The following is a 24,907-nucleotide window of genomic DNA, read 5'->3' as shown; positions in this document are numbered from 1 at the left end:
GGGGAGAGACGACCATGATGGATGCAGATCCGAAGGGCCTTGGCCTTTCCCCCGTTGGGCTGGCGAAGATCGATAAGACCCTGGCCGAGTTGATCGCCGCGGGAGAGCTGGCGGGCGCCGTCACCCTGGTGGCCCGGCATGGCAAGGTGGCCCACCGCTCGGTCCAGGGGATGAAGGATCTGGCCACCGCCGAGCCCCTGAAGTTCGACACCATCTTCCGCATCTTCTCCATGACCAAGGCGGTGACGGCCGTGGCCATGATGATCCTGCGGGAGCAGGGCCTGTGGTCCCCTGACGACCTGGTGTCCAGACACCTGCCCGAGTTTGCCGACGTCAAGACGCTGGACGGGCAGGCTGCGGCGCCGACCCTGCTGCACCTGCTGACCCACACCATGGGGCTGGGCTATGGCTGGAACCCCGAGGATCCGGTTGATGTGACATACCTGGCCAATGGGGTCTGGGGCCAGCCGAACCTGGCGGAGATGTCCAAGGCGATTGCGGCCTGTCCTCTGGGCTTCATGCCGGGCAGCCAGTGGCGCTACAGCCTAGGCATGGACCTGCAGGGCGCCCTGATCGAGAAGCTGTCGGGGATGAGCCTGCCCGACTTCATGCGCGAGAAGATCTTCACGCCGCTGGGCATGGTCGACACGGACTTCTTCGTGCCGGCCGAGAAGATGCCCCGGCTGGCCACCCTCTACCGGATGAGCAAGACCAAGGGCCTGACCAATTCCAACCTGCCGATCATTGTGAGGGGCCCCGAGGCCATTCCGCCCCTGCCGGGCGGCGGGGGCGGACTCTATTCGACGGCGACCGACTATGCCCGGTTCGCCCAGATGCTGCTGAACCGCGGCGAGCTGGAGGGTGTGCGGATCATCTCGCCGGACTCCGTGGCCGAAATGAGCGCCCAGCGCCTGTCCGACGAGGTTCTGGGGGGCGGCTATGGCATTGGCCTGCAGCAGATCCGGCCGGGCTATGGGCAGGCCTATAACGGCGCGGTCTTCCATGATCCGGCGGCGGCGGGATCGCGGGTGGGCAGGGGGACCTATCAGTGGGATGGCGCAGCCGGGACCTGGTTCTGGGTGGACTGGGAGAATGACCTGATCTTTGTGGGTCTGATCCAGCGGATGGCGGAAGACAATTCCCCTCGCCTGCAGTCCATGACCCAGGACCTGATTGCAGGGGCTCTGGGGTAGCCAAACCCACCACCGGTATGACCGGGGTTGGGGCGGCGGCGTTCCGGGCCGTCTCTTTTCACCACGAAGGGCGCCAAGGCCACGAAGGCGACGGGTCTTTGTGACCTTTGTGGTGATCCTGTCTTTCCCCGGCATGGCCGGGGTTGGGTGTCATCAAAGCTTCACTTGGCCGGTCCGGGAATTCGACTATTCCGGAAATATGGAAATTACAGATGCTGTCGGCGCTCTGAGCGCCCTGGCCCATCCCGGTCGGCTTGCGGTCTTCCGCCTGTTGGTGAAGGTCGGCCCGCAGGGTCTGGCGGCCGGTGATATTGCCCGGACCACCGGCAGCCTGGCCAATACCCTGTCGGCGAACCTGAGCATTCTGGCGGGCGCAGGTCTGGTGACCTCCCGACGGGAGGGTCGATCCATCATCTATTCTGCGGGCTTTGATCGCATGCGTCAGGTCCTCGGCTTTCTGGTGGATGACTGCTGCAATGGCTCGCCGGAAATCTGCGGCGATCTGAAGCTGTCCGACGAAGTCTGCTGTTAAGGGGGGAGATGACCATGAAGCGGCCTTACAATGTGCTGTTCCTGTGCACGGGGAATTCCTGCCGCTCGATCCTGGCCGAGGCCCTGGTGAACCGGCTGGGGAAGGGTCGGTTCGTCGGTTGGTCGGCGGGGTCCATGCCGACGGGCAGGGTCAATCCCAACGCCGTGGCCCTGCTGGACAAGCTGGACTACTACACCTCGGGTTTCAGGTCCAAGGCCTGGGATGAATTCTCCAGGGCGCAGAACCCCGACGCCCCCGAGCTGGATTTCGTCTTCACCGTCTGTGACAACGCCGCTAGCGAGGTCTGCCCCATCTGGCCGGGCCAGCCCATGACCGCCCACTGGGGGGTGCCTGATCCCGCCGACGCCGAGGGAAGTGAGGCGGAAATCGCCCTGGCCTTCGCCGAGACCTATCGGCGACTGCAGAACCGGATCGAGGCCTTTGTCAGCCTGCCCCTGGCGACCCTGGACCGGATGACCCTCCAGGCCAAACTGACCGACATCGGCAAGACCCGGGACGAGGCCTGAGCCATGGCTGACGCGCCGTTCAGCCTTGGCCGCAAGCTGGCCGCCGAGGGGCTGGGAACCGCCCTGCTGCTGGCCATTGTGGTGGGTTCCGGGATCATGGGCGAGACCCTGGCCGGCGGGAATGTGGCCATAGCCCTGCTGGGAAACACCCTGGCGACGGGGGCCGGCCTGGCCGTGCTGATCACCATTCTGGGGCCGATATCGGGGGCCCATTTCAATCCGGCGGTGAGCCTGGTCTTTGCGGCGCGGCGGGAGCTGGCCTGGGGCGAGGCCGCAGCCTTCATCACCGTGCAGATCATCGGGGCGATCCTGGGGGTCTGGGCGGCCCACGCCATGTTTGCTGAACCCCTGGTCCAGGTCTCCACCAAGCTGCGGGACGGACCGTCGCAGATGCTGGCCGAGGTGATTGCGACCTTTGGTCTGGTGGCGGTCATTCTGGGCTCGGTGCGGTTCCGGCCCGAGGCCACGGCCTGGATGGTCGGGCTCTACATCACCAGCGCCTACTGGTTCACGGCCTCCACCTCGTTTGCAAACCCGGCGGTGACGATTGCGCGCAGCCTCAGCGACACCTTTGCGGGGATTGCACCGACCTCAGCGCCCGGGTTCATCGCGGCCCAACTGGCGGGCGCCGGGATCGGGCTGGGGGTGATGGGGTGGTTGCTGAAGGGGCGGGACTGAGGTCCCGCTACCACCGGTCACCCCGGCGGAGGCCGGGGTCCAGTTCGTAAGGCTGGGCGGTTATCGGGCGCCCGAGGAGCGGATTTTCCGGACATGGTGTGACCTATGAACTGGATACCGGCCTTCGCCGGTATGACCGGGGGTGGGGGCTGCTTCTGCGGTCAAATGTTCTTCTTTTGTTCTTGACGACTGGAGTCGTTTCCGGTAAGTTCTGACCAGTTTGAGGGAGTGGGTCTGCGGCCAGGGGCGGGCCTTACTCTCCGACACATTCCAGACAGGTTGGAGGCTCCATGTTCAGACCACTCCTCAGGGGGCGGGCGATTGCGCCTGCGCGCCTGCCAGATTGCGACTGTGCGGCCAGGCTGGCGGCGGTTGAGGCGCGGCTGGCCCTGGTTGAGGGCAGGGCGGCGGCAAGGCCGCCTGCGAAGGCGAGGGCCAAGTCCACCGCCAAGCCCCCTGCCAAGTCCTCTGCCAGGGCTGCGCCGCCCGGGACTTCGAAACCAGATCCTGATCCGCCCCGGGACCCCCGGGGCTGGCCGGAAGGCTATGAGGTGGAGGTCCGCCAATTCTGACGCACATTCCCGAAATCTGGCGGCCGAGAGACTATCAGGCCGGCCTGATCGACTATCTGCAGAAGGGCGGAACACGGGCCGATGTGGCGGCCCATCGCCGGTGGGGCAAGGATGAGGTGGCCCTGCACTGGGCGGCCATGTGCATGGCCTCAAAGCCCGGCCTTTACTGGCACATGCTGCCCGAGCTGGCCCAGGGGCGGAAGGCCATCTGGGACGCGGTCAATCCCCACACCGGACGCAAGCGGATCGACGAGGCCTTCGCCAGACACCTGCGCACTAGCACCCGGGACGCCGACATGAAGCTGACCTTCGCGAACGGCTCGGTCTGGCAGGTGGTGGGGTCGGATAGTTATGACCGGCTTGTGGGGGCCTCGCCCTTGGGCGTGGTGTTCTCGGAGTGGGCCTTGGCCAAGCCCGACGCCTGGACCTATATGCGGCCGATCCTGGCGGAGAACGGCGGCTGGGCCCTGTTCCTGTGGACGCCCAGGGGCCGGAACCATGCGGTGCGGGCCTTTGAGAGCCGCAGTCGGGATGGCGACTGGTTCACCCTCAAGGCGCCAGCCACCGAGACCTCTGTGTTTACGCCCGACCAGCTGGCCCAGGAAAAGGCCGACCTGATCGCTGAGTGCGGCTCCCAGGCCGAAGGGCGGGCCAGGTTCAATTCGGAATACATGGTGGCCTTCGACAGTCCGGCGCCAGGCGCCTATTACGGCGAGGCCCTGGAGGCGGCGCAGGCAGAGGGGCGGATCACCTCCGTGCCCTACGACCCGACGCTCAAGGTCGACACCGCCTGGGACCTGGGGATCGACGACTATACGGCCATCTGGTTCTTCCAGACGGCGGGCCGGGAGGTGCGGGTCATCGATTATTTCGAGACCTCCGGCGAGGGGCTGCAGGCCATTGTCCGGCAGGCGATTGCGGGGAAGCCCTATGTCTATGGCCGCCACTACCTGCCCCACGATGTGCGGGTGCGGGAACTAGGCGCCGAGGGGCGCTCGCGGCTGGAAACCCTGAGCGGTCTGGGCCTGGCGCCCATCGAGGTGGGGACGGCGGCGGGGCCGGAGGAGCGCATAGCCGCAGCCCGAGCCATGATCCCCATGGCCTGGTTCGACGAGGCGGCTTGTGCGGCGGGCCTGGAGCGGCTGAGGGCCTATCGCAAGCGCTGGAACACCGGAACCTACAGCTTTTCAGGACCCCTGCATGATCAGGCCAGCCATGGGGCGGATGCGTTTGGTGAGTATGCGCTGAACCGGCGGCTGGTGCGGGCGGTCAGGCCGGTGAGGGTGATGGAGCGTGGGCCTTTGGACTGGATGGGGTAATCGTAGCGCATGGAGCTACAATCGACTTGAATGTGTAGCGCGATGTGCTACAGAGACGGAGCAGATCGGCAAGATGATCCGGAGTTGGAAAAGTCAGGCTGCCAGGCGGATCTTTGAAGGTCGAAATCCGGGCAAGGGCTTTGCGCCTGACGCCTTGAAAGCTGTACGGCGCAAGCTTCTGCAGCTGGACGCAGCCGTTCAGGTTGACGACCTGAGGTCGCCGCCCGGCAACCGGCTGCACCCGCTCACGGGGGACAGAGGCGGACAATGGTCAATCCGGGTAAACGACCAGTATCGCATCTGTTTTGTCTGGGGCGATGAAGGGCCGGAAGATGTTGAGTTTGTTGACTATCACTAGGGCGATTGGCCATCGGAGCGCGGGCGTATGACGGATTTCACGACCTTTGAAACACCTGCCCCGCATCCCGGCGAGCATCTCCGCGAAGACTATCTGCCGGACTATGGGTTGACGGCGGGGGCGCTGGCGCGGGCCATGGGGCTGAAGGATCGTACGCGGATCGAACGTTTGATCCGCGAGAAGCAGCCGGTGACGGCGGACACGGCCCTGCGGCTGGCCAGGGTGTTCGGCACCAGCGCCGATTTCTGGATCAACCTCCAGACGACACACGATCTTTCCAAGGCGGCCATAGCTGCCCGGGATGATCTGGCGAAGATCCAGCCGCTGGCACCGCGGTGATGGACAAAACGGCAATAGCGCAACCAACCCGTCGACAGCTGATCGCGGGACTGGCCGCCGCACCCATGATGGCTGGCGGTCCGCACATTGCCGCAGGCGCCGACCTGGTTGCGGCCGCGCGCAGGCAGATCGGCGTGACCAAGGGGTATGACCCGGCCTATCGGAAGCTGGCCTATCCCAATGGCGATGCACCGATGAACACCGGGGTGTGCGCCGATGTTATCGTGCGGGCAGCCAGGGTCGCCTGGGGCATCGACCTGCAACAGCTGGTGCATGAAGACATGGCCGCCAACTTCAAGGCCTATCCGGGTCGCTGGGGACTGACCAAGCCTGACAGGAATATCGACCATCGACGGGTGCCCAATCTGGAGACCTATTGGCGGCGGTGCGGTGCGAAGGTCTGGGAGGCATCAGAGTCGGCCATGATCACCGGATTTCCCGGGACGCTCGAGGTCGGCGACATCCTCACCTGGCGCGGCTTTCCTCGAGGTGGACCGCATGTGGCGATTGTTTCGCACACAGGCGTCTTGCCAAGGGTGGTTCAGAACCATGGTTTTGGTGCGCGAGAGGACCTGCTGCTGACCCTGTGGCTGGATGCGGCCGCCGGGCACTATCGCTGGCGCCCGGCCCTTAAGCCCTACCGCCCGTACCAGCAGGCATAGCGGGCGATGACGTCGCCGTTGGTGTCGGGGAGGATGGTGCTCCAGCGCAGGTCGCGGCCCTGGAAGCGGGTGCTGATGAACTGGCGGTCGCTGAGCAGGTTGAGGCTGACAATCCGCAGGTCGGACCGGCGGCAGTCGATCTCGACACGGAAGTTGGACTTCTTGGTAGGCAGGCCATCGATCACATAGCCCCTCTGGTGCAGGACAAAGACCGAGATGGCGACAATGCCCGGGGCCACGAAGTCCATATTGGCGTTGTCGATATAGGCCTCGCCATACCGGCCGCCAGTGGCGCGCGGGTCGATGTCCACCACCGGCAGCCAGCCCGGGGGGCAGTTCCAGGCCTGGGCGGCGGGCGCCAGGGCCGTGGAGATGATGACCGTCGCCGCAGCGATGAGATTGCGAATGCTGGACATGGGACCCCCGTCGCCTGCGTTAACCTTTTCCCGGCAGGGAGGGGAGCGGCGGCGGATTGTCAAAGAATTTCTCGCCAGAGGATTGAGAGAATTAAGAAAACTCGCCTGAGAGGCGAATTTGGCTGCATTCGGTCACCCCGGCGGAGGGGAGGCCGTGAACATTAATTCACTTCGGGTCCGCTGGTGGCTGAACTAGCCTCAGGCTGGGCTTCTGTGGGGCGGGCGATGATGGCTGGACTTGCTGATGGCGCTGCGGCGCGCCGGGCTGCGCGGTGGGCGGGGGCCTTCTACCTGGTGATCATGGTGGGGGCGATCTTCGCCGAGGCTGTGGTGCGGGGCGGGCTGGTTGTTTCCGGCGATGCTGCGGCGACGGCGGCGAAGATTTCGGCCTCGCAGGACCTGTGGCGCTGGGGTGTTCTGGCCGATGTGGCGGTGGCGATCGGCGATGTGGCCGTCGGGGTCCTGCTGTTCCTGCTGCTGGCGCCGGTGAGCAAGGCCCTGTCCTTCGGGGCGGCGGCCTTCCGGCTGGTCTATTCGGCGGTCATTCTGGCCAATGCCGGCCTGTTCCTGGTTCCAGTCCTGCTGGTAGGCAATCTGGATGGAAAGTCAGCGGCGGAGGCGGCTCAGGCCATGGGCCTGGCCATGTATTCCCTGCGGCTGCACACCGCGATCTTCGCCATCGGCCTGATGCTGTTTGGCCTGCATCTGGTAATGGTTGGCGCCCTGGTGGCCAAGGCGAAGTTCCTGCCGCGGGTCCTGGGCTGGGCCCTTGGGTTTGCCGGGGTCTGCTATGTGGTGAACAGCGCCCTGGGGATTGTCGCGCCGTCCGTGGCGTCGGGGCTGTTCCCGTGGATCCTGCTGCCGGGCTTCCTGGCGGAAGGGACCCTGACCCTCTGGCTGCTGATCGCCGGGGTGAAGGCTCAGGCCTGGGACGCTCAGAACCAGGGACGCTGAGGCGACCCGCCGACAGGACCTGCACGGGCTGAGGCCCAAAACCGACGCAGTTTAAAAACCAACCCAACGCCCCCAACCGGGGCGCAAGGAGTCATGTCTGATGAAGCACAGCGATCTGCTCAGTGAGGCCCAGGCGGCCTTCGCCCTGGCGAGTGAGGCGGAGGGGGAGAACCGTCGGGCGGCGGCGGATGATATCCGGTTCGCCCGGCTGGGGGAGCAGTGGAGCCCGCGGGTCATGGCCGAGCGGCAGGCCGAGGGGCGGCCCTGTCTGACCATCAACCGGCTGCCGGCCTTCATCCGGCAGGTGGTCAATGACGCGCGGCAGAACAAGCCGGCGATTGTCTGCCATCCGGTTGGGGACGGGGCGGACCCGAAGACAGCCGAACTGCTGAACGGCCTGATCCGCCACATCGAGCAGTCCAGCGACGCCGAGGTGGCCTATGACACAGCCCTGGATTTCGCGGTGACAGGCGGGTTCGGCTATTTCCGGATCAATACGCGCTACGCCGACGATGACAGCTTCCATCAGGACCTGGCCATCGAGCCGGTGGCCGATCCGTTCAGCGTCTATGGCGATCCCTTCGCCACGGGGGCGGACTCCGCAGACTGGAACCTGGCCTTTGTGGTGGAGAGCCTGACCCGCAAGGGCTTCGAGGCCCGCTGGAAGGGGGCGGAGGTCTGCGACTGGACCGGCGGCGAGGGGGCTGACCGGCGATCCGGCGGCGGTGGCCGGGACGGAGCCGACCGGGTGCGGCTGGCCGAGTTCTGGAAGCGGGAGACGGTGAGCCGCAGCCTGCTGGCCCTGTCGGACGGTCAGGTGGTGGGGCAGGATGTCTATGAGGCGCAGAAGGCCCTGTTCGATGCGGCGGGCGCGACGGTGGTTGGGCGGCCAAGGCCGGCGACCAGCCACAAGGTGACGCAGTACATCCTCTCGGGTGCCGAGGTGCTGGAGACCGTGGACTGGGCCGGGCGGTACATCCCCATCGTGCCGGTCTATGGGGAGGCGATCCATGTGGACGGCGCCCGGCGCCTGAGGTCTCTGGTGCGGGACGCCAAGGATCCGCAGCGGATGTACAATTACTGGCGGACGGCCTCGACCGAGCTGGTGGCCCTGGCGCCCAAGACGCCCTTCATCGGCCGACGGGGGGCGTTTGATACGGACGCCGCCAAGTGGGCCAGCGCCAACACCCAGTCCCACGCCTTCATCGAATATGACGGCCCTGAAGCCCCGCAGAGGCAGCCCTATGCCGGGGTTCCGGCGGGGGCCCTTCAGGAGGCGCTGAACGCCAGCGACGACATGAAGGCGATCATGGGCATGTATGACGCCAGTCTGGGGGCGAAATCCAACGAGACCTCGGGCAAGGCGATCATGGCCCGGCAGAGGGAGGGGGACGTCTCGACCTTCCACTATATCGACAATCTGAGCCGGGCGATCCGGCATGCCGGGCGCATACTGATCGACCTGATCCCCAAGGTTTACAGCGCGCCGCGGATGGTGCGGATCCTGGGGCCCAATGGCGAGGCGGAAATGGCGGCGATCAACCAACCCTTGTCGGGGTCGCTGGAGAAGGTCTTTGACCTGTGCGTCGGGCGCTATGACCTGACGGTGAGCGCCGGGCCGTCCTACACCTCAAGGCGGGAGGAGGCGGCCAGCCAGATGATCGAGCTGATCCGCGCCTATCCGCCGGCTGCGCCGCTGATCGGTGATCTGCTGGCCAAGAACCTGGACTGGCCGGGGGCCGATGAGGTGGCCAAACGGCTGGCCAGCCTCGTGCCGAACCGCCCCTAGGTCTTGGCTTCGGTGTGCCGGGTGAAGCTGTCGAGAATGGCCTGCCAGCCTTCCCTCTGCATTTCGGCGGGGTTCTCGGTTTCCGCATCGAAGGTGACCCGCACCAGGACACCGCCGTCTTCGGGCAGGAAGTCGATTTCAGCGACGCGGTCGCCCATATCGTAGGCCAGGCGGCGCCCGGTCTCGACCTCGGAATAGGTTCCGGTGAAGTCAAAGCCGAAACTGCCGTCCTTGGCCTCCATGCGGGAGGAGAACTCGCCGCCGACCCGCAGGTCCACGGTGGAGGCGGTGGTGTGCCAGTCGTCGGATGCGGCGTTCCAGGCGATGATGTCAGCCGGGGTGGTGTAGGCGGCCCAGACGACAGGCAGAGGCTTGCGGACCAGCCTTTCAACCGTGATTTTCATTACCCAACTCCCTGAAATTGTTGAGTAACGCAGGCGCACTCAGATCGGTATCAGGTTATTCTAGAGCGGCAGGGCCGCGGTGCAAGCCGGGATTTCCGGCTTGCCGAACCGTGACCTCAGACCCGGGTGGCCAGGTAGTAGAGGGTCGAGGAGGCGGTCTCGTGATCGCCGCTGACCGGCACGCCGGAGTCATTGATGGCATGGGTCAGGTTGAACTGGGCGTCGGCCAGCTGGCGGCGGACCACGCCGATGGAGGTGTTGTAGTGGGGGGCGGCGAACTGGTCGCCCGGATCGGGGTGGAGCAGATAGTCCGCCGTGGTCTCGGCCCAGGCCTGGGCGCGGACATAGTTGCGGATGCGCAGGGCGGGCTTGAGCAGGTTCTTCAGCATGGCGACCGGTGAGCTGGCGCGCTCGATGCGGAAGATGTCGCCCAGAATGCGGCGGCGATGGACCCAGTCCATATTGTGCGAGCTGAACATGAAGATGCCGCCGGGGCGGACGACGCGATGGACCTCGGCCAGGACCTGGAGGCGGTCGGCGTGGCCGACACAGTCCAGGCCGTTGTAGGAGAACAGGACGAAGTCAAAGCTCTCGTCGGCGAAGGCGCTGAGGTCGCGGGCGTCGACCTGACGGAATTCATGGGTCGGATAGCGTTCCTTCGCCGCGTCGACCATGGCCTGGCTGTAGTCAGCGCCGACATAGGCGGCGGCCCTGGCGAAGCTTTCGGTGGTGCGACCGCCGCCGACGCCCATGTCGAGGACCCGGCCGTTTTCCCAGATCGGACGGGCGATGTCGAAGGCGGTGACCTCGGCCTTCAGCAGTTCGGACTGGGTGGCGTACCACTGGGCGATCTTGGGGCGGACATAGACGTCCAGATTGGCGGCGACGACGGCGTTGGTCATGGGACTCGTCTTGTTCGTGAGTGTTAACCGGGTCTGTGAGCAAGACGGGCGCCAGCGGGGCGGAAACCCTCAGGGGGTGAGACCTTCGCCTGGCGCGGGAAATTGTTCCTGTTTTGTTCTTGACATATGGACTCGTTAGGGCTACGATCTCTTCAAGTTGACGAGGTGCGCCCGACGGGGATCCGCGGCGCCTGGACCCCCAGCTGTGCCATTTTGGCCGGTCGTTTCAGACGGCGGCTGAACCTTCCTTCACTGAAAATCCGAGGTTTCGAGAATGCGCAAGGACACGCCCGAAGGGGCCGTGAGCGATGACCTGTCCCTGGACGCCGACACGCCGCCCCTGGCGGAGATGGAAGGCGTCGATCCTGAGGTTGACGCCGATGATGACTATGAGGTCGAGCATCAGGGGCAGGTCTATCGCGTCCCTTCCGCCCTCCGGGACCTGGTCGAGGCTGGCGCCGGTCACGCGGCGGGCGCGGCCGAGCTGGCCCGCCACAGGGCCGAGCTGGAGGCCCATGCCGAGCGGGTAGGGGCGAGCCTGGCCGACCGGGCCCAGCTGCATCTGCTGGACCAGCAGATCGCCGGATTCGAGGGGGTGGACTGGCCAGGTCTCGGGGCCGCTAACCCCGAGCAGGCGCGGGCCCTGTGGGGTCAGTATCAACAGGCGCGGCAATTGCGCGACCACTATGCCGAGGCCCTGACCCATGCCGATCAGCAGGCGCAGATCGAGGCCGACCGCCAGGCGGCGGCCGAATGGTTGAAGACCGGTCAGGAGCTGAGCCGGACCATTGACGGCTGGTCGCCACAGGTGGCGGCGAAGCTGGTGGAATATGCCAGGGCCTTCGGCGTGACCGTGGATGAACTGCGCGAGATCGCCGACCCGCGGCTGTGGCGGATCCTGCACCGTGCCCATGCCGGAGACGAGGCCAGGGCGGCCCGGGACAAGGCCTCCCAGGCGGAGAAGCTGGCGGCTGTGCGACCTGCGGTGCGGGTGTCCGGGGGCTCGGCGGGGCCGGGAGGCGTTGCCGACGACATGCCGGTCCGTGACTGGATCAGCCGCCGCAACGCCCAGACCCGGCGGCGGTAGTCTCAGATCACCGGTCATGGCGGCGGAGGCCGTATGTCTTCACCACGAAGGGCGCGAAGGGACACGAAGCAGGGATTGAACCGGTCTTTGTGACCTTTTTTGGTGAACTCGTCCTTGCTGGCTGAGGCGGGTGACCCTTCCCCGGTCATGCCGGCGGAGTCCGGCATCCAGTTCACAGGGCTCTGAGTTTGAGGAGAGCCTGCGCCTTGGGCGTCTGGAGCGGCGCTGCGGCCCTTTGAACTGGACCCCGGCCTTCGCCGGGGTGACCGGGGGTTGGGGTTGGTTCGGGGCCGTAAGTTTTCACCACGAAGGGCGCGAAGGGACACGAAGCCGGGATTGAACCGGTCTTTGTGACCTTTGTAGTGAACTCGTCCTTGCTGGCTGAGGCGGGTGACCCTTCTCCGGCCTTCGCCGGGGTGACCGTCTTTATCGATCAATTTCAAAATTTTAGCGACCGCCCGTGGTGGGCGGGCGAGAGGAGGACTTATGCCCAACAGTTTGCTGTCGGCGACCACGGTGACCCGTGAGGCCCTGCGGGTTCTGCATCAGAAGCTGAACTTCGTCGGCTCGATCACCCGGGACTATGACGAGAGCTTCGCCAAACAGGGGGCCAAGATCGGCGACACCCTGAAGGTGCGGCTGCCCAACCAGTATGTGGTGCGCTCTGGCCCCACCCTGGCGGCCCAGGACACCACCGAGACCAGCGTCGACCTGAAGGTGGCGACCCAGAAGGGGGTGGATCTGAACTTCACCTCGGTGGACCTGACCATGACCCTGGATGACTTCAGCGACCGGATCCTGGAGCCGGCCATGGGCGTGCTGGCGGCCAATATCGAGTCCGACGCCATGACCATGTATGCCGATGTCTTCAACCAGGTGAACAATCACGGCCAGGCGGCGACCTTCGCCAAGGTGCTGCAGGGCCGCAAGATGCTGGTGGACAATCTGGCGCCCCTGGCCGGGCGGACAGCCAATCTGAACACCCAGGACAATGTGGATCTGGTGGACGGGCTCAAGGGCCTGTTCAATGACCGGGACAGCATCTCGGCCCAGTACCGCGAGGGCTATATGGGGCGGACCGCCGGGTTCGACTTCATGGAGAACACCCTGTGGCCCAGCCATGCCCGCGGCTCGGGGGCAGGCTATACCGCCAACACCCTGCCGGCCGCCCTGCCGGTCACGGCCAATCCGGTGTCGGTGCTGAATGTGACGGTGGGAACCGGGACCCTGGCCAAGGGCGAAGTCTTCACCCTGGCCGGCGTCTATCGGGTGCATCCTGAGACCAAGGCTACCACCAGCCAGCTGCAACAGTTCGTGGTCACCCAGGCCTTCGCCGGCGGGGCGGGACCCCTGTCGATTGCGCCGGCCATCATCCTGGCCGGGCCCATGCAGAATGTGGCCGTGGCCTCGCCCAATGGGGCGGCGGCCCTCAACATCGCCGGGTCGGCAGGGACCCAGCATGGGATCTCCATGGCCTATCACAAGAGCGCCTTCGCCTTTGCGACCGCCGACATGATCATGCCCCGGGGGGTGGATTTCGCCGCCCGTGAGGTGTTCGACGGCGTCTCCATGCGGATTGTCCGCCAGTACGACATCAACAGCGACAAGTTCCCCTGCCGTCTCGATGTCCTCTACGGTTTCAGGACCGTGCGGCCGCAGATGGCCGTGCGACTGGCCAACAACTAGGGGGCCAGCATGGGACTGAGCACCTATGGCCAGCTCAAGGCCGCCGTGGCCGACTGGATGGAGCGGAGCGACCTAGCCGAGCGGACGGCTGACTTCATCGCCCTGGCGGAGTCCCGGCTCAATCGCACCCTGCGGGCCCGTTGCCTGGAGAGCGACCAGATCCTGGCGGCGACGCCAGGGTCGAGGTCGGTTTCCCTGCCACCGGGCTTCCGTGAAGCGCTCGGCCTGTGGCTGGAGACCGCCACGGGCCGCTGCGCTGTGACCTTCCGGGATCCGGCCGATATGGAGGTGGACAAGGCTCCCGGGCCGCCGAGGTTCTGGGGGATCGACGGCGACCGGCTGGTCTTTGACCGGCCCTTCGACCGGGCCCAAACCCTGACCCTGCGCATGCTGGGCCGGCTGGTCCTGTCCGACAGCCAACCCGTCAACGGGGTCCTGACCGACTATCCGGACCTCTACCTGTTCGGCGCCCTGGTGGAGGCGGCCCCCTATTTGAGGGACGCCGACATGCTGGGCCTGTTCGCCGCCAGGTTTGACGCAGCCCTGACCGAGGCCCGGATCAAGGAAGGGCGCAGCCGCACCCTGGCGGCCCTGCGCCTTGAGCCCGCTGTCCTGGGGGAGGGGCGGCCATGACGGCGACCCTCGGGCCTGGCGTTCCGCCGGAGTTGAGGGCCTTGCTGGGCGAGCTGGTCGAGGCCGCGAGGCAACTGGCCGCCCCGACCTCGCCCACGGCCCTGTTTGCCTGCGCCGCCACTGATCTGCCGCCCCCCGGAGCCTGGCCCCAGGGCCTGTTGCTGGTGAGGGATCTCAACATTCTGGCCCATTCCGACGGGGTCCGCTGGATCCGCTCGGACACAGGAGGCGCAATCTGACATGCCATCTTCCTTCACCCCGCGCCTGCGTCTGGAAATGCAGGCGGCGGGCGAGAACCTGAACACCTGGGGCGCGCCGCGGCTGAACGCCGTGATCGCCCGGCTGGACTTCGCCATAGCCGGCTGGGTCACCCTGGCCCTGAACGGCGACTATGCCCTGGCGGCGTCGAACGGCGATGACGAGGCCCGGGCGGCCCTGCTGAAATTCACCGGGGCTGGCGGCTGCACCGTGACCCTTCCGGCGGTCAGCAAGCGCTATGAGGTGATGAACGCCGCCGGCGGGCCGGTGACCCTGACGACTGGAGCCGGCGCAACGGCGGGCCTTGGACCCGGTGAACTGGCGGCGGTGATCTGCGACGGCGCCAATGTCTACAAGGTGCGAGCGACAGAGTTCGGCGGCGCCCGGCTTTCCGGTGTCGGGGATCCCGTCAGCCCGCAGGACGCCGCCACAAAGGCCTATGTGGACGCCCAGGTCTTCGCCAGCTTTTCCGGCGCCCTGCCGGGGCAGGCGGGGAACGCCGGCGGCGTGCTCAGGACCAATGGGACCAGCCCGGCCTGGGCCACCCTGACCACAGCCGACCTGACCAATTACGCCGCCGATCAGGCCGCCCGGGGCGCCGCCCTGCGCGCCTTCGCGGTGGCTGCCGCCCTGACACTCTGACCCTCAACACAAGCGAGGCCCCATGCCTGCAACCCCCAACAGCATCATCACGCCACAGGTTCCCAAGGCCGGAACGGCCGCCCTGTCGGCGGCCAATTCCGTCCTGACCGACGCGCCGACCAATACAGTCCTCCTGGCCACGGCCGGGCCCAATGGCGCCAGGGTGACGAAGATCAGCGCCATACCCAGGGCGGCGTTGAGCGCCACCCTGATCCAGCTGTTCCGTTCAACCGACGCCGGCGTGACCAAGCGCCTGTTCGACTGCGCCCTCATGCCCGCCTGCGCCATGACGGCGGGGACGGACATTCCCACGACGGACTTCGGATACTCCGAGACCAATCCGGTCCTGCTGCAGGCCGGTGAAACGATCCATGCGGCGTTGGGTGCGGCGGCCAATGTCTGTGTCCTGGCCGAGTGGGGCGACTACTGATGCCCGGCCTGCGCGGCTGGCTGGGCCAGTCCCTGACCGGCGCCAAGCGTCCCGAAACCTTGGGCTATGTGGCCAATTTCGGCGCAGGGACCAGCACCTGGGTGTGTCCGCGAACGGGGCGGTACCGGGTTGTGCAGTGGGGTGGGGGGGGCGCTCGAGGTGGGGGCTCAGGCGGCGACGGTGCCGCCCATGCACAGACAGTCCGGTGGATCGTCGCCGGGCAGGCCTTGTCTTTGAGTGTAGGTCAGGCTGCAGACGGAGCCAATGGAGGGACTACGACAGTCCTCTTTCCTGATGCGACGCTTGTGACGACTACCGGCGGAGCTAGGGGCAATGTCGCAAGCCTTCCAGGGATTGCCTCGGGAGGTGACGTGAATGTTCCTGGACAGCCCCGCTCTGGTTTGAACGGCGGTGCGGCCGGTAGCTTTGGAAATTTCCAAGGTGGAGTAGGCGGCGCATTGGGAAGCGAGACGTTGTCCGGAGGAAATCCCGGAGGCGGTGCTTACGATGGCGGCGGTGCAGGACCCTGCGGCGGCGCTGGGCTCGTACTGATAGTCTTTGAGGGGAGCCTCTAAGCTATGAGAATTCCACTGGATCCGCCACCGGGACTTTGGGCTGAGGATACCTCCTATGCGGCTGCCGGGCGGTGGGCGGATGGGTCCAATGTGCGGTTCTGGCGGGGGCGGCCGCAGGTGATCGGCGGCTGGGAGCGGCTGACAGGTCAGACCCTGAGCGGGGTGTGTCGGGGCGCTTTTGGCTGGACGGATCGGGCCGGCATCCTGACCTTCGCATTTGGGACCCATACGGGCCTTCAGGTGTGGCGGGGCGGCGGACTTTTTGACGTGACGCCGGCGGGTCTTGCACCGGGCCAGGTGGACGGCGCGGGCGGGCAGGGGTTCGGAACCGGGACCTATTCTTCAGGCCGGTTCTCGGAACCGGCGGCGGGAGAATTCTTTCCGCGTACATGGTCTTTCGGGGCCTGGGGTGAGGTCCTGCTGGCCAGTCCGCGGGGCGGCGGCCTCTATGCCTGGGCCAACGACCCGGCGAGCGCTGCTGCGCCTGTGGCCGGAGCGCCGGGCCAGATCACCCAGATGCTGATGGCGCCGACAGATCAGGTCTTCGCCCTGGGCTGCAATGAAGAGGTCTCGGGGGTCTTCAACCCCCTTTGCCTGCGGCATTCGTCGGTGCGGAAGAACAATGAATGGACCACGGGACCCGCCACGACGGCGCGGGAATACATACTGCCGGGCGGCGGACGGATCGTCGCCGGGCGGGTGATCGGCACCTCCCTGCTGGTCTGGACCAATCACGCCCTGTTCCTCGGCAGCTTCGTCGGGGCTGTGGGCCAGCCCTGGCGGTTTGACCGGGTGGGAGAGCGGTGCGGCCTGATCGGCCCGCAGGCCGTCGCCATAGCCGGGCAGAGCGCCTACTGGCTGGGGCCTGACCTGCAGTTCTATCGCTATGACCTGGGCGGGGCGGCGGAGGTTCTGCCGTGCTCGGTGCGGCGGGACCTGGTGGAGAACCTTGCGGCGTCGCAGGGCGACAAGATCTGCGCCTCGACCACGTCCCTGTTTGGCGAGGTGAGGTGGGATTATCCCGACCAGAGGGATGGCGTAGAGAACAGCCGCTATGTGCTCTTTTCCACCCTGGACGGAGCCTGGAGCCGGGGGGAAATGGCCAGGACCACCATGATTGACGCCGGCCCGGCCGCCTATCCCGTCGGGGTCGACCCGCAGGGCGGCGTCTTCCACCACGAGCGCGGTCACAGCGCTGACGGCGCAGCCTTCAGCTGGTTCATCGAGACGGCCGATCAGGTGCTGGACGAGGACCTCACCGTCATGGCCCTGGGCCTCTGGCCCGATCTTGGTGATCAGGCCGGACCGGTAAAGCTGAGTCTGTTCAGTCGTCTGGCGCCGCAAGGTGATGTAGCGGTCAGCGGCCCCTTCGCCCTGGCGCCGGGACAGGCAAGGGCGGACTTCCGGGCGAACGGGCGGTTTTTCCGCATACGGTTCGCCGGAGGCTCGGCCCCCACGGCCTGCCGGATCGGCAAGCCGGTGTTCAAGGTCGCCCTGGCGGGAGGTCGCTAGGGGCCATGACCCCTGACATCTGGGCCCGGTGCAGGCCCTGGCTGCAGGCAGCCCTGCGCCCGGAGTGCGGGACCGAGGCGAGTCTGGTCGCTGACCTGACCCAGGGGCGGGCCCAGCTCTGGGTGGGAGAGGCCGCCGCCATGGTGACCCAATGCGTGGAAGATCCGGACGGCGCCTGCCTGCATGTCTGGCTGGCCGGCGGAGATCTGACTGACATTCTGAAACTCAAGCCCGGCGTCGAAGCCTGGGGGCGGGCGCAGGGCTGCAACCGGGTGACCCTGAGCGGGCGCAAGGGCTGGCGGCGGGTGCTTGCGGCCCATGGGTTTGTGACCGTGGGCGATGAACTGATGAGGAGGCTTTGATGGGAAAGAAGAAGACCAAGACCAGCTCGAGCGAGACCAGCCATTCGGTGGTGGCCCCGACCAATGCGGACTGGGTGAGCCAGGGCGCGCAGTCCCAGAGCGACCGGCTGACGGCCCTGGGACAGGGAGACCCGACACGGTTTGTGGCGCCGCTGTCGGATCTGGAAAGTCGGGCGGCGGGCGCCGCCGCAGGGTTGGGGCTGGGACGTGTGGCGGGAGGCGGACTTACAGCCCTGCCGCCCCTGAGCCCCGGTGGTCGGCCTGTGGGAGAGGCTGATCCCTGGCTGGGCGGCATTCTGAAGAGCGCAGCGCCCAGTGCTTCTGCGGCCAGCCTGCTGGACAATCTGGAAGCCTATCAGAACCCCTATCGCCGGCAGGTGACCGACGCCGCCATGGCCGACTTCGACGCCCAGGCAGGGCGGACGCGGGCGGCGCAGGATCTGAGCCTGGCGGGGGAGGGGGCATTTGCCGGATCCGGTGCAGCCCTGACCCGGTCGCTGACCGAGGGGGAGATGGCCCGGGCCCGGAGTTCACAGCTGTCGAAGCTGCTGTCGGACATGTTCACCTCCAGCGCAGGCCTTGCCGGGCAGGATGCGGACCGACGCCAGCAGGTCTCCGTGGCCAACGCCCAGCTGGCGCAACAGGACCAGTTCCAGAAGGCCCAGCTCTACGCCCAGGACCAGCAACAGAGGGCGACGACTGATCTGGCCTGGCAGAAGGCGCAATCCGACGCGGCCCTGGAAGACCAGCGCCAGAGGGCGCAGATGGCCCAGTTCCAGGCCCAGTTCGGTCTGGATGAGGACGCCAACACCCGGGCCAATATTGCGTCCCAGGCAGCCCTGGGCGCCCAGCTTCGGGGGGTGGACCAATCCTGGCGGCAGGCGCCCATGGCGACCCTGGCCCAGCAGATCGACATGTTTTCCGGCCTGCCCTCGGCCCTGTTCCACGGACAGGTGACCGACAGCAAGGGGACCGTCAATTCCACGACAACGGAGTCCGACGGGACCTTGGGAAACTATCTCAGCACCGCCCTGCAGGCGGCAAACCTTTTTGGACAGGCGCCATGGCTGAAGTCGAAAGCGATATGACCCTGGTGGCCCTGCAGAAGAGTCAGATCCTGACCCTGCAGCACATTGGCGACAATCTGGCCGCCCTGACCCGGCGCTTGGAGGGTCTGGCCGCCAAGGTGGACGATGTGCGCGAGCGGCTGGTGCGACTTGAGGCTCAAGAGGCCGGCAAGCTGGTGGACGCCGTGCGGGGCGAACTGAAACAGGCCCAGGGGCGACTTGACGCCCTGGAGTCCCAGCGGGACCGGGTGGCCGGGGTCGCCTGGTTCTGGGGCTGGATCAGTCGCAGCGCCCCCTGGGTGGCGGCAGGTCTGGCCGCGGCCCTGGCGGTGATGGGGCTGAAGGGGCGGCCATCATGAGTCGCGAGGTCGAGACCCGGTGGGTCTGGAGGCGGATTTTCAGTTTCGCGACCTGCGGATTGAACAGTCTGGGGGTCAGCGCTGTCATCTGTCGGCTGAATGACCCACGGGCCCTGGCCGGTCTGGGGCTGGCCCTGATCGGCGCCAATGTGGTGGTCGCCACACTCTATCTGGCCGGGGCGACGGTCACTGACTGGGCGCGACTGGCGCGGGCGGCCCGTGGTGGAGGGGAGAGCTGATTTGCTGATTCGTTTCAGACAGATGGAGTCGGAAGTGAAGGCGACTTCCGGAGGGAGGGGGCCGTCATGCGGATGACCTTCATTGTCTATGGAGGCCTGCTTGTCCTCGCCCTGGCCCTGGGCTTGTACCTCTGGGGCCGATCTGGCGGGACCGCAGCCCTTCGCCCTCGGCTGGCGACCGCCGAGGCCGCGGCCCGGGCCGCCCGACAGTCGGCGGAGGAGGCGCAGGCCTCAGGCCGTCGCATGGTTGATCAGGCCCGGACGGCCGGACAGGCCGCCGCCATTGCGGCCGAACTTGATGCTGACCTTTCACATTCGGAGACCGCCCATGCGCCCCTCAAGGCTGATCGTCGCGACCGTCTGCGCCGGGCTGACCAGCGCCTGTGCCAGCTCGACCCGCAGCTTGGCGGTTGCCGGGCCGCAGATCGAAATGCCCCCAGCCGCCCGCCAGCCCTGTGAGCTTTTTGTCCTGCCGAAGGACGCGACCGAGGCGGACCTCGATCGCGGCTTTGTCCTGCGCGGGGCGCAGATTGTCGCCTGTGACAGCGCCCGGCGGCTGGCAGTTGAGACCTTTGACGCCCAGCAGGCCCTGGGGAGGCCCCCTAGGCCTGGCTGGTTTCAGCGTCTGCTGTCCGGACCGCCCTGACCCGGGCCAGGACATAGGTCCGGATGTCCAAGGGCCAGGCCGTGGTCAGGCCCTCGAAGCGGGTATCGTCGTCGGCGTAGAAGGCGCGGAGGGCTTCTTCATAGTCCGGCAGGTTGCCCGCCAGGACGGAGAGGACGCGATAGGCCAGGTCCTGGGCCTGACGACGGGCGTTCTGGCCAGCGTTTTCCTTCCGGGCTGATTCGACCAGACGCCGCAGGGCCGCCGAAGCGCCGCCGGGCTGTTCATTCAGCCAGTCCCAATGGCGGGGCAACAGGGTGACCTCCCGGGGGACCACGCCGAGTTTTGGACGACCCCGACCCGCCTTCTCCGGGGCTGGCGAAGACTGTGCATAGCGCGCAGCGATCTCGGCGGCCTCGCCCCGCAGGTCCAGGTCCAGGGGGCTGCCGGTCTGATCGTCCAGCACAAGGACGGTCTGGGTCCGGGCGGCCAGAGCCACGGCCACCTGGGCCAGGTTGCCCTGGGCAATGATTTTCTGGTCGGCGAAGGCTGTAACGGACATGGGCTTGCTCCTGTTGGGCGCGGCCAATATCATCCGGGTAATAATAAGTCCAGCCTGCAACGGCCAGCATTCGGGCACGAAAAAGGGCGCATCGAAAACGATGCGCCCCGATCGCCGACCCGAAGGTCGGAAGAGATGGTGCCGCCGGGCAGGATTGAACTGCCGACCTCAGCCTTACCAAGGATGCGCTCTACCACTGAGCTACGGCGGCGAAACCGAGCGGCGGGCTATAGCCAAAGCAAAGGCTCCCGTGAAGGGCAAAAACGCCGAGACGTCACTTGACCTTCGTCTGACGCCGTCGCACCCCTGCTTTTCATGGGCAAATCGCCGAAACCGCCGCAGGATGACCGCCAGGCCAAACTGGCCGCCGCCCTGCGGGCGAATCTGCGACGGCGCAAGGCGGCGATCCCGCCCAAGGACAAGACAAGTGGCGGCTCAGGCGCCGCTGAGGAGTAGAGTTGGCGTTATTACGACTATTGGCTGAGGACGCCGAGGACCTGCCGGTCATCGCTTCTGCGACCCAGGACGCCGTTTGCCGGATCGGCGACATCGTGTTCGAATCAAAGGCGCGGCGGCTGACCCTGACCATGAACCGCTATCGCTGGGAGGGACCAGGGGGAGAGCGAGTGCGCTCGGCCCTGCAGATCGGCGGGGTTCTGGGGGTCAAGGCGCGGCGGCTGAGGCGGACGGCCAAGGACGCGGTGCTTGAGCTGCTGAGCCTGGAATTCACCCCCGGCGAGGCGCCCGGCGGAGTGCTGACCTTCCAGTTCGCGGGAGACGGAGACCTGGCTGTGACCGTGGAATGCGTCGACGCGATTCTGGCTGACCTTTCAGAACCCTGGTCGACTCCCCGCCAGCCCAGTCACGAGACGCCATAGCGGAAGCAGCCCGGCATCGCTAAATAGCGGCTATGCGCCGCTTCCGAACGACCGATCCAGACTTCCCCGTCGCCTTTGAGGCCTTCATCAATGAGCGCCGGGACACCCCAGCCGACGTGGATGCGTCGGTACGGGATGTGCTGGCGGCGGTGCGGCGGGACGGAATCGAAGCCCTGATCCGTTTTGGACGGGATTTCGACAAGGTCGAGCTCACGGCGGAGACCCTGCGGGTGACGCAGGACGAGATTGACGCCGGGGTTGCAGCCTGTCCGGCTGAGGTGCGCGAGGCCATAGCCTTCGCGGCGAAACGTATCCGGGCCTATCACGAGCGCCAGCGACCGGCCGACGCCGCCTTTACCGATGAGGCGGGGGTGGAGATGGGTTGGCGCTGGACCCCGCTGGAAGCGGTGGGCATCTATGTGCCTGGCGGCCGGGCGGCCTATCCCTCGACCGTGCTGATGAATGCCGTGCCTGCTTCGGCGGCCGGGGTGGACCGGATCGCCATGGTGACGCCCCCTGGTCGGCTGCAGCCAGCAGTTCTGGCGGCGGCGAAGGAAGCAGGAGTGACGGAAATCTGGAGGGTAGGCGGGGCCCAGGCTGTCGCCGCCCTGGCCTACGGCGCCGGACCCATTGCGCCCGTGGACAAGATTGTCGGGCCGGGCAACGCCTATGTGACCGCGGCAAAACGGCAGGTCTATGGAACCGTGGGCATTGACGCCCTGGCGGGGCCTTCGGAAATTGTCGTGGTCGCGGATAACCGCAATGACCCGGAATGGATCGCCGCTGACCTGCTGTCGCAGGCTGAACATGACCCGGCCGCCCAGTCCATTCTCATCACGGATGATGAAGCCTTCGCAGGCCAGGTCACCGATGCGGTCGAACGGCAGCTGACCACCCTGAGTACGGGGGCTGACGCAGCCGCTTCCTGGCGCGATCATGGGGCAATCATCATCGCCCCGATGGATCAGGCCCCGGACCTGGTGAACGCCATCGCCCCCGAGCATGTGGAATTCGCCATGGATGATCCGGAGCGGCTGGCCGACAGGGTCCGGCACGCCGGGGCCATCTTCCTGGGTCGGCATACACCTGAAGCCATTGGCGATTATGTGGCGGGGTCCAACCACGTCCTGCCCACAAGCCGGGCCGCGCGGTTCTCATCGGGTCTGTCGCTCTATGATTTCATCAAGCGCACCTCGATTGTGAAGTGCGACCCCCAATCCTTCGCAATTCTGGGGCCCCACACCGTCGCCCTTGCGGATGCAGAAGGTCTGCCGGCCCACAGCCGGTCGGCGGCGATCCGGCTGTCCCAGGGCAAAAACTGAACATGAACCCTTTCTGACAGGGGCGCCCCGGCGCCGTTCAGAGAGGCCTGTCTAAGGTGGTTCCCATCGAAGCCTCCCTCGCTTCGGTCGAGAAACATCGGAGACGAAACATGCGTAACCTGTTCAACGCGAAGTCCACTCGCAGCGCCGCGATGGCTCTCCTGGCCGGCGCAATTTCCCTGGTCGCCGCCGGTTCGGCGTCGGCTGATCCCGGCCCCCGGTTCGAAGACCGTAACCCGGCCCATGCCCGGGTGCTGATCGAGACCGATCACCACTGGGCGTCCAGAATGCCAGCGCCCGTCCGGTATGAGCGTCACGCCAGACCTTATGTGTCGATTTCGACGCAGGCCCTGCGCGCCGCTCCGACGATGGCTTCATATCGGGTGGGGCGCCTCCATGCCGGTGAGCGGTTCCAGGCCCTGGCCCGCGTCGGTCGCGGCGACTGGATCCTGGTCGGTCAGCGGGGCGTCGCTGTGGGCTATGTCTTCGCCGGAAATGTCCGGCCCCTGGACTATCGGTACTTTGGTCCGGACCATGTCCGCTACGACTACTGACAGGTTCTGAAGGACCGTCGCCTTCCCGGTATGGCCACATGCCAGTCGGGTCGACCACGATCCTGATGACGGAACGCCCGGCGTTGGCCCACGCCGGGCGTTTTGCCCTTGTCGTCCTGCTTGCGCAAAGAGACAGGGTGACGCGAGGGGCGGGTTTGGCCTAAAGGACTTGAGACCTCCCTGTCTGAACGCCATGGCCGACGACCAGAAATCCCTTCACCGACTGCAGTCCGTCGAACTGGACGAGGAATCCCTCGCTGCGGTGTCGCGCGACCAGGAGCAGGAACGGCAGATCGCGATCTTTGATCTGCTGGAACAGAACTTCTTTTTCCCCGAGGCGGCGTCAGGCGGACCTTATGATCTGCATATGGGCCTGATCGAAAACCGTCTGGTGCTGGATGTTCGCGGTCCGGAGTACGAACGGCGTCACATCCTCTCGCTCTCGCCGTTCCGCAGCCTGATCAAAGACTACTTCATGATCTGCGAGAGCTATTATCAGGCGATCCGCAATTCCACCCCACAGCAGATCGAAGCCCTGGATATGGGCCGTCGCGGCCTGCACAACGAGGCGTCGGAGCTTCTGCGGACCCGGCTGTCGGGCAAGATCGAGACTGACCTGGATACGGCCCGGCGGCTCTTCACCCTGATCTGCGCCCTCTACAGGCGGGGATAGGGCATGGCCGACGTGACGGGTGGGCCGTCCTTGCCAGGCGCGGTGCTCTTTGCCTGCAATTTCAACCGGGTGCGCTCGCCCATGGCCGAGGCCCTGCTGAAGCGGGAATTCGGCGACCGGGTCTATGTGGACAGCTGCGGGGTGAAGCTGGACGCCCGGGCCGAGGAACTGGGTCCGGTTGACCCCTTTGTCGAGGCTGTCATGGCCGAGGTGGGGTGTGACCTGTCGCGACACCGGGCCAAGACCTTTGATGACCTGAACGCCGACGCCTTTGATCTGGTCATATCCCTGACGCCCCAGGCGCAGCACAGGGCCGTTGAAATGACCCGGGGAAGGGCGGTGACCATTGAGTACTGGCCGACCTATGACCCGACGGATGCAGATGGCTCGCGGGAAGCACGACTGGCGAGTTATCGTGAAGTGCGCGACGCCCTGGCCACACTCATCGCCCAGAGGTTCGGCGCGCCCTGAGGGGTGAAATGCAAGACCGTATCGACCGAACGGGGGGCTGTAGGGTATAGAGGCGCTCTTTTGATCGCCACGGCTCCGATTCAGGACTGCGGCGGACGTCTTTTTGCCGATCTGTTTTGGAGCCTCTATGGCCAAAGAAGAACTCTTGGAATTCCCCGGGACCGTCAGTGAAGTCCTGCCCAACGCCACCTTCCGCGTGAAGCTGGAGAACGACCACGAGATCGTCGCCCATACGGCGGGCAAGATGCGCAAGAACCGCATTCGCGTTTCGGCCGGGGACAAGGTTCTTGTGGAAATGACCCCCTATGACCTGACCAAGGGTCGCATCACCTTCCGCGTTCGCTGAAG

Annotated in this window: 34 protein-coding genes and 1 tRNA gene; 29 read left to right on the top strand and 6 right to left on the bottom strand. The window is 66.3% G+C overall.

Features of this window, described 5'->3' with window-relative positions; genetic code table 11:
* Nucleotides 1-14 precede the first annotated feature (14 nt).
* From CFE28_12735 to CFE28_12720, 4 genes are all read left to right on the top strand, one after another.
* Nucleotides 15-1,193 carry a serine hydrolase gene (locus CFE28_12735; protein OYU70782.1) on the top strand — a complete coding sequence of 393 codons (1,179 nt, stop codon included), beginning with the start codon at nt 15-17 and terminating at the stop codon, nt 1,191-1,193.
* A 199-nt stretch (nt 1,194-1,392) separates the two neighbouring features.
* Complete coding sequence (locus CFE28_12730) at nt 1,393-1,725, top strand: transcriptional regulator (GenBank protein ID OYU71697.1); 333 nt, start codon at nt 1,393-1,395, stop codon at nt 1,723-1,725.
* An 8-nt stretch (nt 1,726-1,733) separates the two neighbouring features.
* Nucleotides 1,734-2,252: an ArsR family transcriptional regulator gene (locus CFE28_12725; GenBank protein ID OYU70781.1), complete on the top strand. Its 519-nt coding sequence runs from the start codon at nt 1,734-1,736 to the stop codon at nt 2,250-2,252.
* Nucleotides 2,253-2,255: 3 nt separating this feature from the next.
* Nucleotides 2,256-2,930: an aquaporin family protein gene (locus CFE28_12720; protein OYU70780.1), complete on the top strand. Its 675-nt coding sequence runs from the start codon at nt 2,256-2,258 to the stop codon at nt 2,928-2,930.
* A gap of 253 nt (nt 2,931-3,183) precedes the next feature.
* Here the strand turns inward: CFE28_12720 and CFE28_12715 are convergent, their stop codons facing one another.
* Nucleotides 3,184-3,381: a hypothetical protein gene (locus CFE28_12715; GenBank protein ID OYU70779.1), complete on the bottom strand. Its 198-nt coding sequence runs from the start codon at nt 3,379-3,381 to the stop codon at nt 3,184-3,186.
* Nucleotides 3,382-3,585: 204 nt separating this feature from the next.
* On the opposite strand from CFE28_12715, the gene CFE28_12710 reads away from it, so the two are divergent.
* The 4 genes from CFE28_12710 (at nt 3,586) to CFE28_12695 (ending at nt 6,180) form a co-directional block, all read left to right on the top strand.
* A complete protein-coding gene (locus CFE28_12710; protein ID OYU70778.1) occupies nt 3,586-4,821 on the top strand; it encodes a hypothetical protein in 1,236 nt (411 codons plus the stop codon).
* A 73-nt stretch (nt 4,822-4,894) separates the two neighbouring features.
* The gene (locus tag CFE28_12705; protein ID OYU70777.1) at nt 4,895-5,179 is read left to right on the top strand and encodes a Killer protein; all 285 of its coding nucleotides are present in this window, start codon (nt 4,895-4,897) and stop codon (nt 5,177-5,179) included.
* Nucleotides 5,180-5,206: 27 nt separating this feature from the next.
* Nucleotides 5,207-5,518 carry an addiction module antidote protein, HigA family gene (gene higA / locus CFE28_12700; GenBank protein OYU70776.1) on the top strand — a complete coding sequence of 104 codons (312 nt, stop codon included), beginning with the start codon at nt 5,207-5,209 and terminating at the stop codon, nt 5,516-5,518.
* A gap of 65 nt (nt 5,519-5,583) precedes the next feature.
* Complete coding sequence (locus tag CFE28_12695) at nt 5,584-6,180, top strand: DUF1287 domain-containing protein (protein OYU71696.1); 597 nt, start codon at nt 5,584-5,586, stop codon at nt 6,178-6,180.
* On the opposite strand, the gene CFE28_12690 is transcribed toward CFE28_12695, so the two are convergent.
* Nucleotides 6,156-6,596, bottom strand: a complete 441-nt coding sequence (locus tag CFE28_12690) for a hypothetical protein (GenBank protein OYU70775.1) — start codon at nt 6,594-6,596, stop codon at nt 6,156-6,158. The genes CFE28_12695 and CFE28_12690 overlap by 25 nt on opposite strands.
* 225 nt (nt 6,597-6,821) lie before the next feature.
* On the opposite strand from CFE28_12690, the gene CFE28_12685 reads away from it, so the two are divergent.
* The gene (locus CFE28_12685; protein OYU70774.1) at nt 6,822-7,550 is read left to right on the top strand and encodes a hypothetical protein; all 729 of its coding nucleotides are present in this window, start codon (nt 6,822-6,824) and stop codon (nt 7,548-7,550) included.
* A gap of 100 nt (nt 7,551-7,650) precedes the next feature.
* Nucleotides 7,651-9,339, top strand: a complete 1,689-nt coding sequence (locus CFE28_12680; protein ID OYU70773.1) for a hypothetical protein — start codon at nt 7,651-7,653, stop codon at nt 9,337-9,339.
* Here the strand turns inward: CFE28_12680 and CFE28_12675 are convergent.
* Nucleotides 9,336-9,743 (bottom strand): hypothetical protein, encoded by a 408-nt coding sequence (locus CFE28_12675; GenBank protein ID OYU70772.1) that lies wholly within the window; start codon nt 9,741-9,743, stop codon nt 9,336-9,338. The genes CFE28_12680 and CFE28_12675 overlap by 4 nt on opposite strands.
* Before the next feature lie 116 nt (nt 9,744-9,859).
* Entirely contained in the window at nt 9,860-10,645 is a 786-nt protein-coding gene (locus CFE28_12670; protein ID OYU70771.1) for a hypothetical protein, read from the bottom strand.
* Between the two features lie 274 nt (nt 10,646-10,919).
* Here CFE28_12670 and CFE28_12665 point away from each other — a divergent pair, with 274 nt between their 5' ends.
* The 13 genes from CFE28_12665 (at nt 10,920) to CFE28_12605 (ending at nt 20,141) form a co-directional block, all read left to right on the top strand.
* Nucleotides 10,920-11,732, top strand: coding sequence for a hypothetical protein (locus CFE28_12665; protein ID OYU70770.1), 813 nt, complete (start codon nt 10,920-10,922; stop codon nt 11,730-11,732).
* A gap of 486 nt (nt 11,733-12,218) precedes the next feature.
* Complete coding sequence (locus CFE28_12660; GenBank protein ID OYU70769.1) at nt 12,219-13,418, top strand: hypothetical protein; 1,200 nt, start codon at nt 12,219-12,221, stop codon at nt 13,416-13,418.
* 9 nt (nt 13,419-13,427) lie between these two features.
* Nucleotides 13,428-14,051, top strand: a complete 624-nt coding sequence (locus CFE28_12655) for a hypothetical protein (GenBank protein OYU70768.1) — start codon at nt 13,428-13,430, stop codon at nt 14,049-14,051.
* A gap of 41 nt (nt 14,052-14,092) precedes the next feature.
* A complete protein-coding gene (locus tag CFE28_12650) occupies nt 14,093-14,290 on the top strand; it encodes a hypothetical protein (protein ID OYU70767.1) in 198 nt (65 codons plus the stop codon).
* A 1-nt stretch (nt 14,291) separates the two neighbouring features.
* Nucleotides 14,292-14,951, top strand: a complete 660-nt coding sequence (locus CFE28_12645; GenBank protein OYU70766.1) for a hypothetical protein — start codon at nt 14,292-14,294, stop codon at nt 14,949-14,951.
* Between the two features lie 22 nt (nt 14,952-14,973).
* Nucleotides 14,974-15,381: a hypothetical protein gene (locus CFE28_12640; protein ID OYU70765.1), complete on the top strand. Its 408-nt coding sequence runs from the start codon at nt 14,974-14,976 to the stop codon at nt 15,379-15,381.
* Nucleotides 15,382-15,959: 578 nt separating this feature from the next.
* Complete coding sequence (locus CFE28_12635; GenBank protein OYU70764.1) at nt 15,960-17,468, top strand: hypothetical protein; 1,509 nt, start codon at nt 15,960-15,962, stop codon at nt 17,466-17,468.
* 5 nt (nt 17,469-17,473) lie between these two features.
* On the top strand, nt 17,474-17,830 hold the full coding sequence (locus CFE28_12630) for a hypothetical protein (protein ID OYU70763.1): 357 nt from the start codon (nt 17,474-17,476) through the stop codon (nt 17,828-17,830).
* Nucleotides 17,830-18,918 (top strand): hypothetical protein, encoded by a 1,089-nt coding sequence (locus CFE28_12625; GenBank protein OYU70762.1) that lies wholly within the window; start codon nt 17,830-17,832, stop codon nt 18,916-18,918. The genes CFE28_12630 and CFE28_12625 overlap by 1 nt, the downstream gene beginning before the upstream one ends.
* Complete coding sequence (locus CFE28_12620) at nt 18,915-19,256, top strand: hypothetical protein (GenBank protein OYU70761.1); 342 nt, start codon at nt 18,915-18,917, stop codon at nt 19,254-19,256. The genes CFE28_12625 and CFE28_12620 overlap by 4 nt, the downstream gene beginning before the upstream one ends.
* Nucleotides 19,253-19,495 (top strand): hypothetical protein, encoded by a 243-nt coding sequence (locus tag CFE28_12615; GenBank protein OYU70760.1) that lies wholly within the window; start codon nt 19,253-19,255, stop codon nt 19,493-19,495. The genes CFE28_12620 and CFE28_12615 overlap by 4 nt, the downstream gene beginning before the upstream one ends.
* A 66-nt stretch (nt 19,496-19,561) precedes the next feature.
* Entirely contained in the window at nt 19,562-19,954 is a 393-nt protein-coding gene (locus CFE28_12610; GenBank protein OYU70759.1) for a hypothetical protein, read from the top strand.
* On the top strand, nt 19,926-20,141 hold the full coding sequence (locus CFE28_12605; protein OYU70758.1) for a hypothetical protein: 216 nt from the start codon (nt 19,926-19,928) through the stop codon (nt 20,139-20,141). Before CFE28_12610 ends, CFE28_12605 begins: the two co-directional genes overlap by 29 nt.
* Here the strand turns inward: CFE28_12605 and CFE28_12600 are convergent.
* Both CFE28_12600 and CFE28_12595 read right to left on the bottom strand, forming a co-directional pair.
* The gene (locus CFE28_12600; GenBank protein OYU70757.1) at nt 20,098-20,694 is read right to left on the bottom strand and encodes a hypothetical protein; all 597 of its coding nucleotides are present in this window, start codon (nt 20,692-20,694) and stop codon (nt 20,098-20,100) included. The two genes, CFE28_12605 and CFE28_12600, sit on opposite strands and share 44 nt — an antisense overlap.
* 103 nt (nt 20,695-20,797) lie before the next feature.
* A tRNA-Thr gene (locus CFE28_12595) sits at nt 20,798-20,872 on the bottom strand.
* A gap of 247 nt (nt 20,873-21,119) precedes the next feature.
* Between CFE28_12595 and CFE28_12590 the strand changes: the two genes are divergently transcribed.
* The 6 genes from CFE28_12590 (at nt 21,120) to CFE28_12565 (ending at nt 24,905) form a co-directional block, all read left to right on the top strand.
* A complete protein-coding gene (locus tag CFE28_12590; GenBank protein ID OYU70756.1) occupies nt 21,120-21,539 on the top strand; it encodes a hypothetical protein in 420 nt (139 codons plus the stop codon).
* A gap of 32 nt (nt 21,540-21,571) precedes the next feature.
* Nucleotides 21,572-22,861: a histidinol dehydrogenase gene (hisD, locus tag CFE28_12585; protein ID OYU70755.1), complete on the top strand. Its 1,290-nt coding sequence runs from the start codon at nt 21,572-21,574 to the stop codon at nt 22,859-22,861.
* 110 nt (nt 22,862-22,971) lie between these two features.
* The gene (locus CFE28_12580) at nt 22,972-23,415 is read left to right on the top strand and encodes a hypothetical protein (GenBank protein OYU70754.1); all 444 of its coding nucleotides are present in this window, start codon (nt 22,972-22,974) and stop codon (nt 23,413-23,415) included.
* Between the two features lie 193 nt (nt 23,416-23,608).
* Nucleotides 23,609-24,088, top strand: coding sequence for a hypothetical protein (locus CFE28_12575; GenBank protein OYU70753.1), 480 nt, complete (start codon nt 23,609-23,611; stop codon nt 24,086-24,088).
* 3 nt (nt 24,089-24,091) lie between these two features.
* Complete coding sequence (locus tag CFE28_12570; GenBank protein ID OYU70752.1) at nt 24,092-24,559, top strand: low molecular weight phosphatase family protein; 468 nt, start codon at nt 24,092-24,094, stop codon at nt 24,557-24,559.
* Nucleotides 24,560-24,686: 127 nt separating this feature from the next.
* Nucleotides 24,687-24,905, top strand: coding sequence for a translation initiation factor IF-1 (locus tag CFE28_12565; GenBank protein ID OYU70751.1), 219 nt, complete (start codon nt 24,687-24,689; stop codon nt 24,903-24,905).
* Nucleotides 24,906-24,907 lie beyond the last annotated feature (2 nt).

The organism is Alphaproteobacteria bacterium PA2 (assembly GCA_002256425.1).
Classification (GTDB): Bacteria; Pseudomonadota; Alphaproteobacteria; order Caulobacterales; family Caulobacteraceae; genus Phenylobacterium.
Note: the sequence above shows the minus strand (reverse complement) of the source record. Positions and strands in the feature narration are given on the sequence as shown.

Bases quoted from the DNA above. Each gene is read 5' to 3' on its own strand.
- CFE28_12620 (OYU70761.1), top strand. From the start codon at position 18,915: ATGACCCTGGTGGCCCTGCAGAAGAGTCAGATCCTGACCCTGCAGCAC.
- CFE28_12640 (OYU70765.1), top strand. From the start codon at position 14,974: ATGCCTGCAACCCCCAACAGCATCATCACGCCACAGGTTCCCAAGGCC.
- CFE28_12670 (OYU70771.1), bottom strand. From the start codon at position 10,645: ATGACCAACGCCGTCGTCGCCGCCAATCTGGACGTCTATGTCCGCCCC.
- CFE28_12735 (OYU70782.1), top strand. From the start codon at position 15: ATGATGGATGCAGATCCGAAGGGCCTTGGCCTTTCCCCCGTTGGGCTG.
- CFE28_12685 (OYU70774.1), top strand. From the start codon at position 6,822: ATGATGGCTGGACTTGCTGATGGCGCTGCGGCGCGCCGGGCTGCGCGG.
- CFE28_12665 (OYU70770.1), top strand. From the start codon at position 10,920: ATGCGCAAGGACACGCCCGAAGGGGCCGTGAGCGATGACCTGTCCCTG.
- CFE28_12725 (OYU70781.1), top strand. From the start codon at position 1,734: ATGACCATGAAGCGGCCTTACAATGTGCTGTTCCTGTGCACGGGGAAT.
- CFE28_12565 (OYU70751.1), top strand. From the start codon at position 24,687: ATGGCCAAAGAAGAACTCTTGGAATTCCCCGGGACCGTCAGTGAAGTC.
- CFE28_12660 (OYU70769.1), top strand. From the start codon at position 12,219: ATGCCCAACAGTTTGCTGTCGGCGACCACGGTGACCCGTGAGGCCCTG.
- CFE28_12680 (OYU70773.1), top strand. From the start codon at position 7,651: ATGAAGCACAGCGATCTGCTCAGTGAGGCCCAGGCGGCCTTCGCCCTG.
- CFE28_12655 (OYU70768.1), top strand. From the start codon at position 13,428: ATGGGACTGAGCACCTATGGCCAGCTCAAGGCCGCCGTGGCCGACTGG.
- CFE28_12690 (OYU70775.1), bottom strand. From the start codon at position 6,596: ATGTCCAGCATTCGCAATCTCATCGCTGCGGCGACGGTCATCATCTCC.
- CFE28_12615 (OYU70760.1), top strand. From the start codon at position 19,253: ATGAGTCGCGAGGTCGAGACCCGGTGGGTCTGGAGGCGGATTTTCAGT.
- CFE28_12645 (OYU70766.1), top strand. From the start codon at position 14,292: ATGCCATCTTCCTTCACCCCGCGCCTGCGTCTGGAAATGCAGGCGGCG.
- CFE28_12705 (OYU70777.1), top strand. From the start codon at position 4,895: ATGATCCGGAGTTGGAAAAGTCAGGCTGCCAGGCGGATCTTTGAAGGT.
- CFE28_12600 (OYU70757.1), bottom strand. From the start codon at position 20,694: ATGATATTGGCCGCGCCCAACAGGAGCAAGCCCATGTCCGTTACAGCC.
- CFE28_12635 (OYU70764.1), top strand. From the start codon at position 15,960: ATGAGAATTCCACTGGATCCGCCACCGGGACTTTGGGCTGAGGATACC.
- CFE28_12575 (OYU70753.1), top strand. From the start codon at position 23,609: ATGGCCGACGACCAGAAATCCCTTCACCGACTGCAGTCCGTCGAACTG.
- CFE28_12720 (OYU70780.1), top strand. From the start codon at position 2,256: ATGGCTGACGCGCCGTTCAGCCTTGGCCGCAAGCTGGCCGCCGAGGGG.
- CFE28_12695 (OYU71696.1), top strand. From the start codon at position 5,584: ATGATGGCTGGCGGTCCGCACATTGCCGCAGGCGCCGACCTGGTTGCG.
- CFE28_12605 (OYU70758.1), top strand. From the start codon at position 19,926: ATGCCCCCAGCCGCCCGCCAGCCCTGTGAGCTTTTTGTCCTGCCGAAG.
- CFE28_12570 (OYU70752.1), top strand. From the start codon at position 24,092: ATGGCCGACGTGACGGGTGGGCCGTCCTTGCCAGGCGCGGTGCTCTTT.
- CFE28_12580 (OYU70754.1), top strand. From the start codon at position 22,972: ATGCGTAACCTGTTCAACGCGAAGTCCACTCGCAGCGCCGCGATGGCT.
- hisD (OYU70755.1), top strand. From the start codon at position 21,572: ATGCGCCGCTTCCGAACGACCGATCCAGACTTCCCCGTCGCCTTTGAG.
- CFE28_12610 (OYU70759.1), top strand. From the start codon at position 19,562: ATGCGGATGACCTTCATTGTCTATGGAGGCCTGCTTGTCCTCGCCCTG.
- CFE28_12625 (OYU70762.1), top strand. From the start codon at position 17,830: ATGGGAAAGAAGAAGACCAAGACCAGCTCGAGCGAGACCAGCCATTCG.
- CFE28_12730 (OYU71697.1), top strand. From the start codon at position 1,393: ATGGAAATTACAGATGCTGTCGGCGCTCTGAGCGCCCTGGCCCATCCC.
- CFE28_12630 (OYU70763.1), top strand. From the start codon at position 17,474: ATGACCCCTGACATCTGGGCCCGGTGCAGGCCCTGGCTGCAGGCAGCC.
- CFE28_12675 (OYU70772.1), bottom strand. From the start codon at position 9,743: ATGAAAATCACGGTTGAAAGGCTGGTCCGCAAGCCTCTGCCTGTCGTC.
- higA (OYU70776.1), top strand. From the start codon at position 5,207: ATGACGGATTTCACGACCTTTGAAACACCTGCCCCGCATCCCGGCGAG.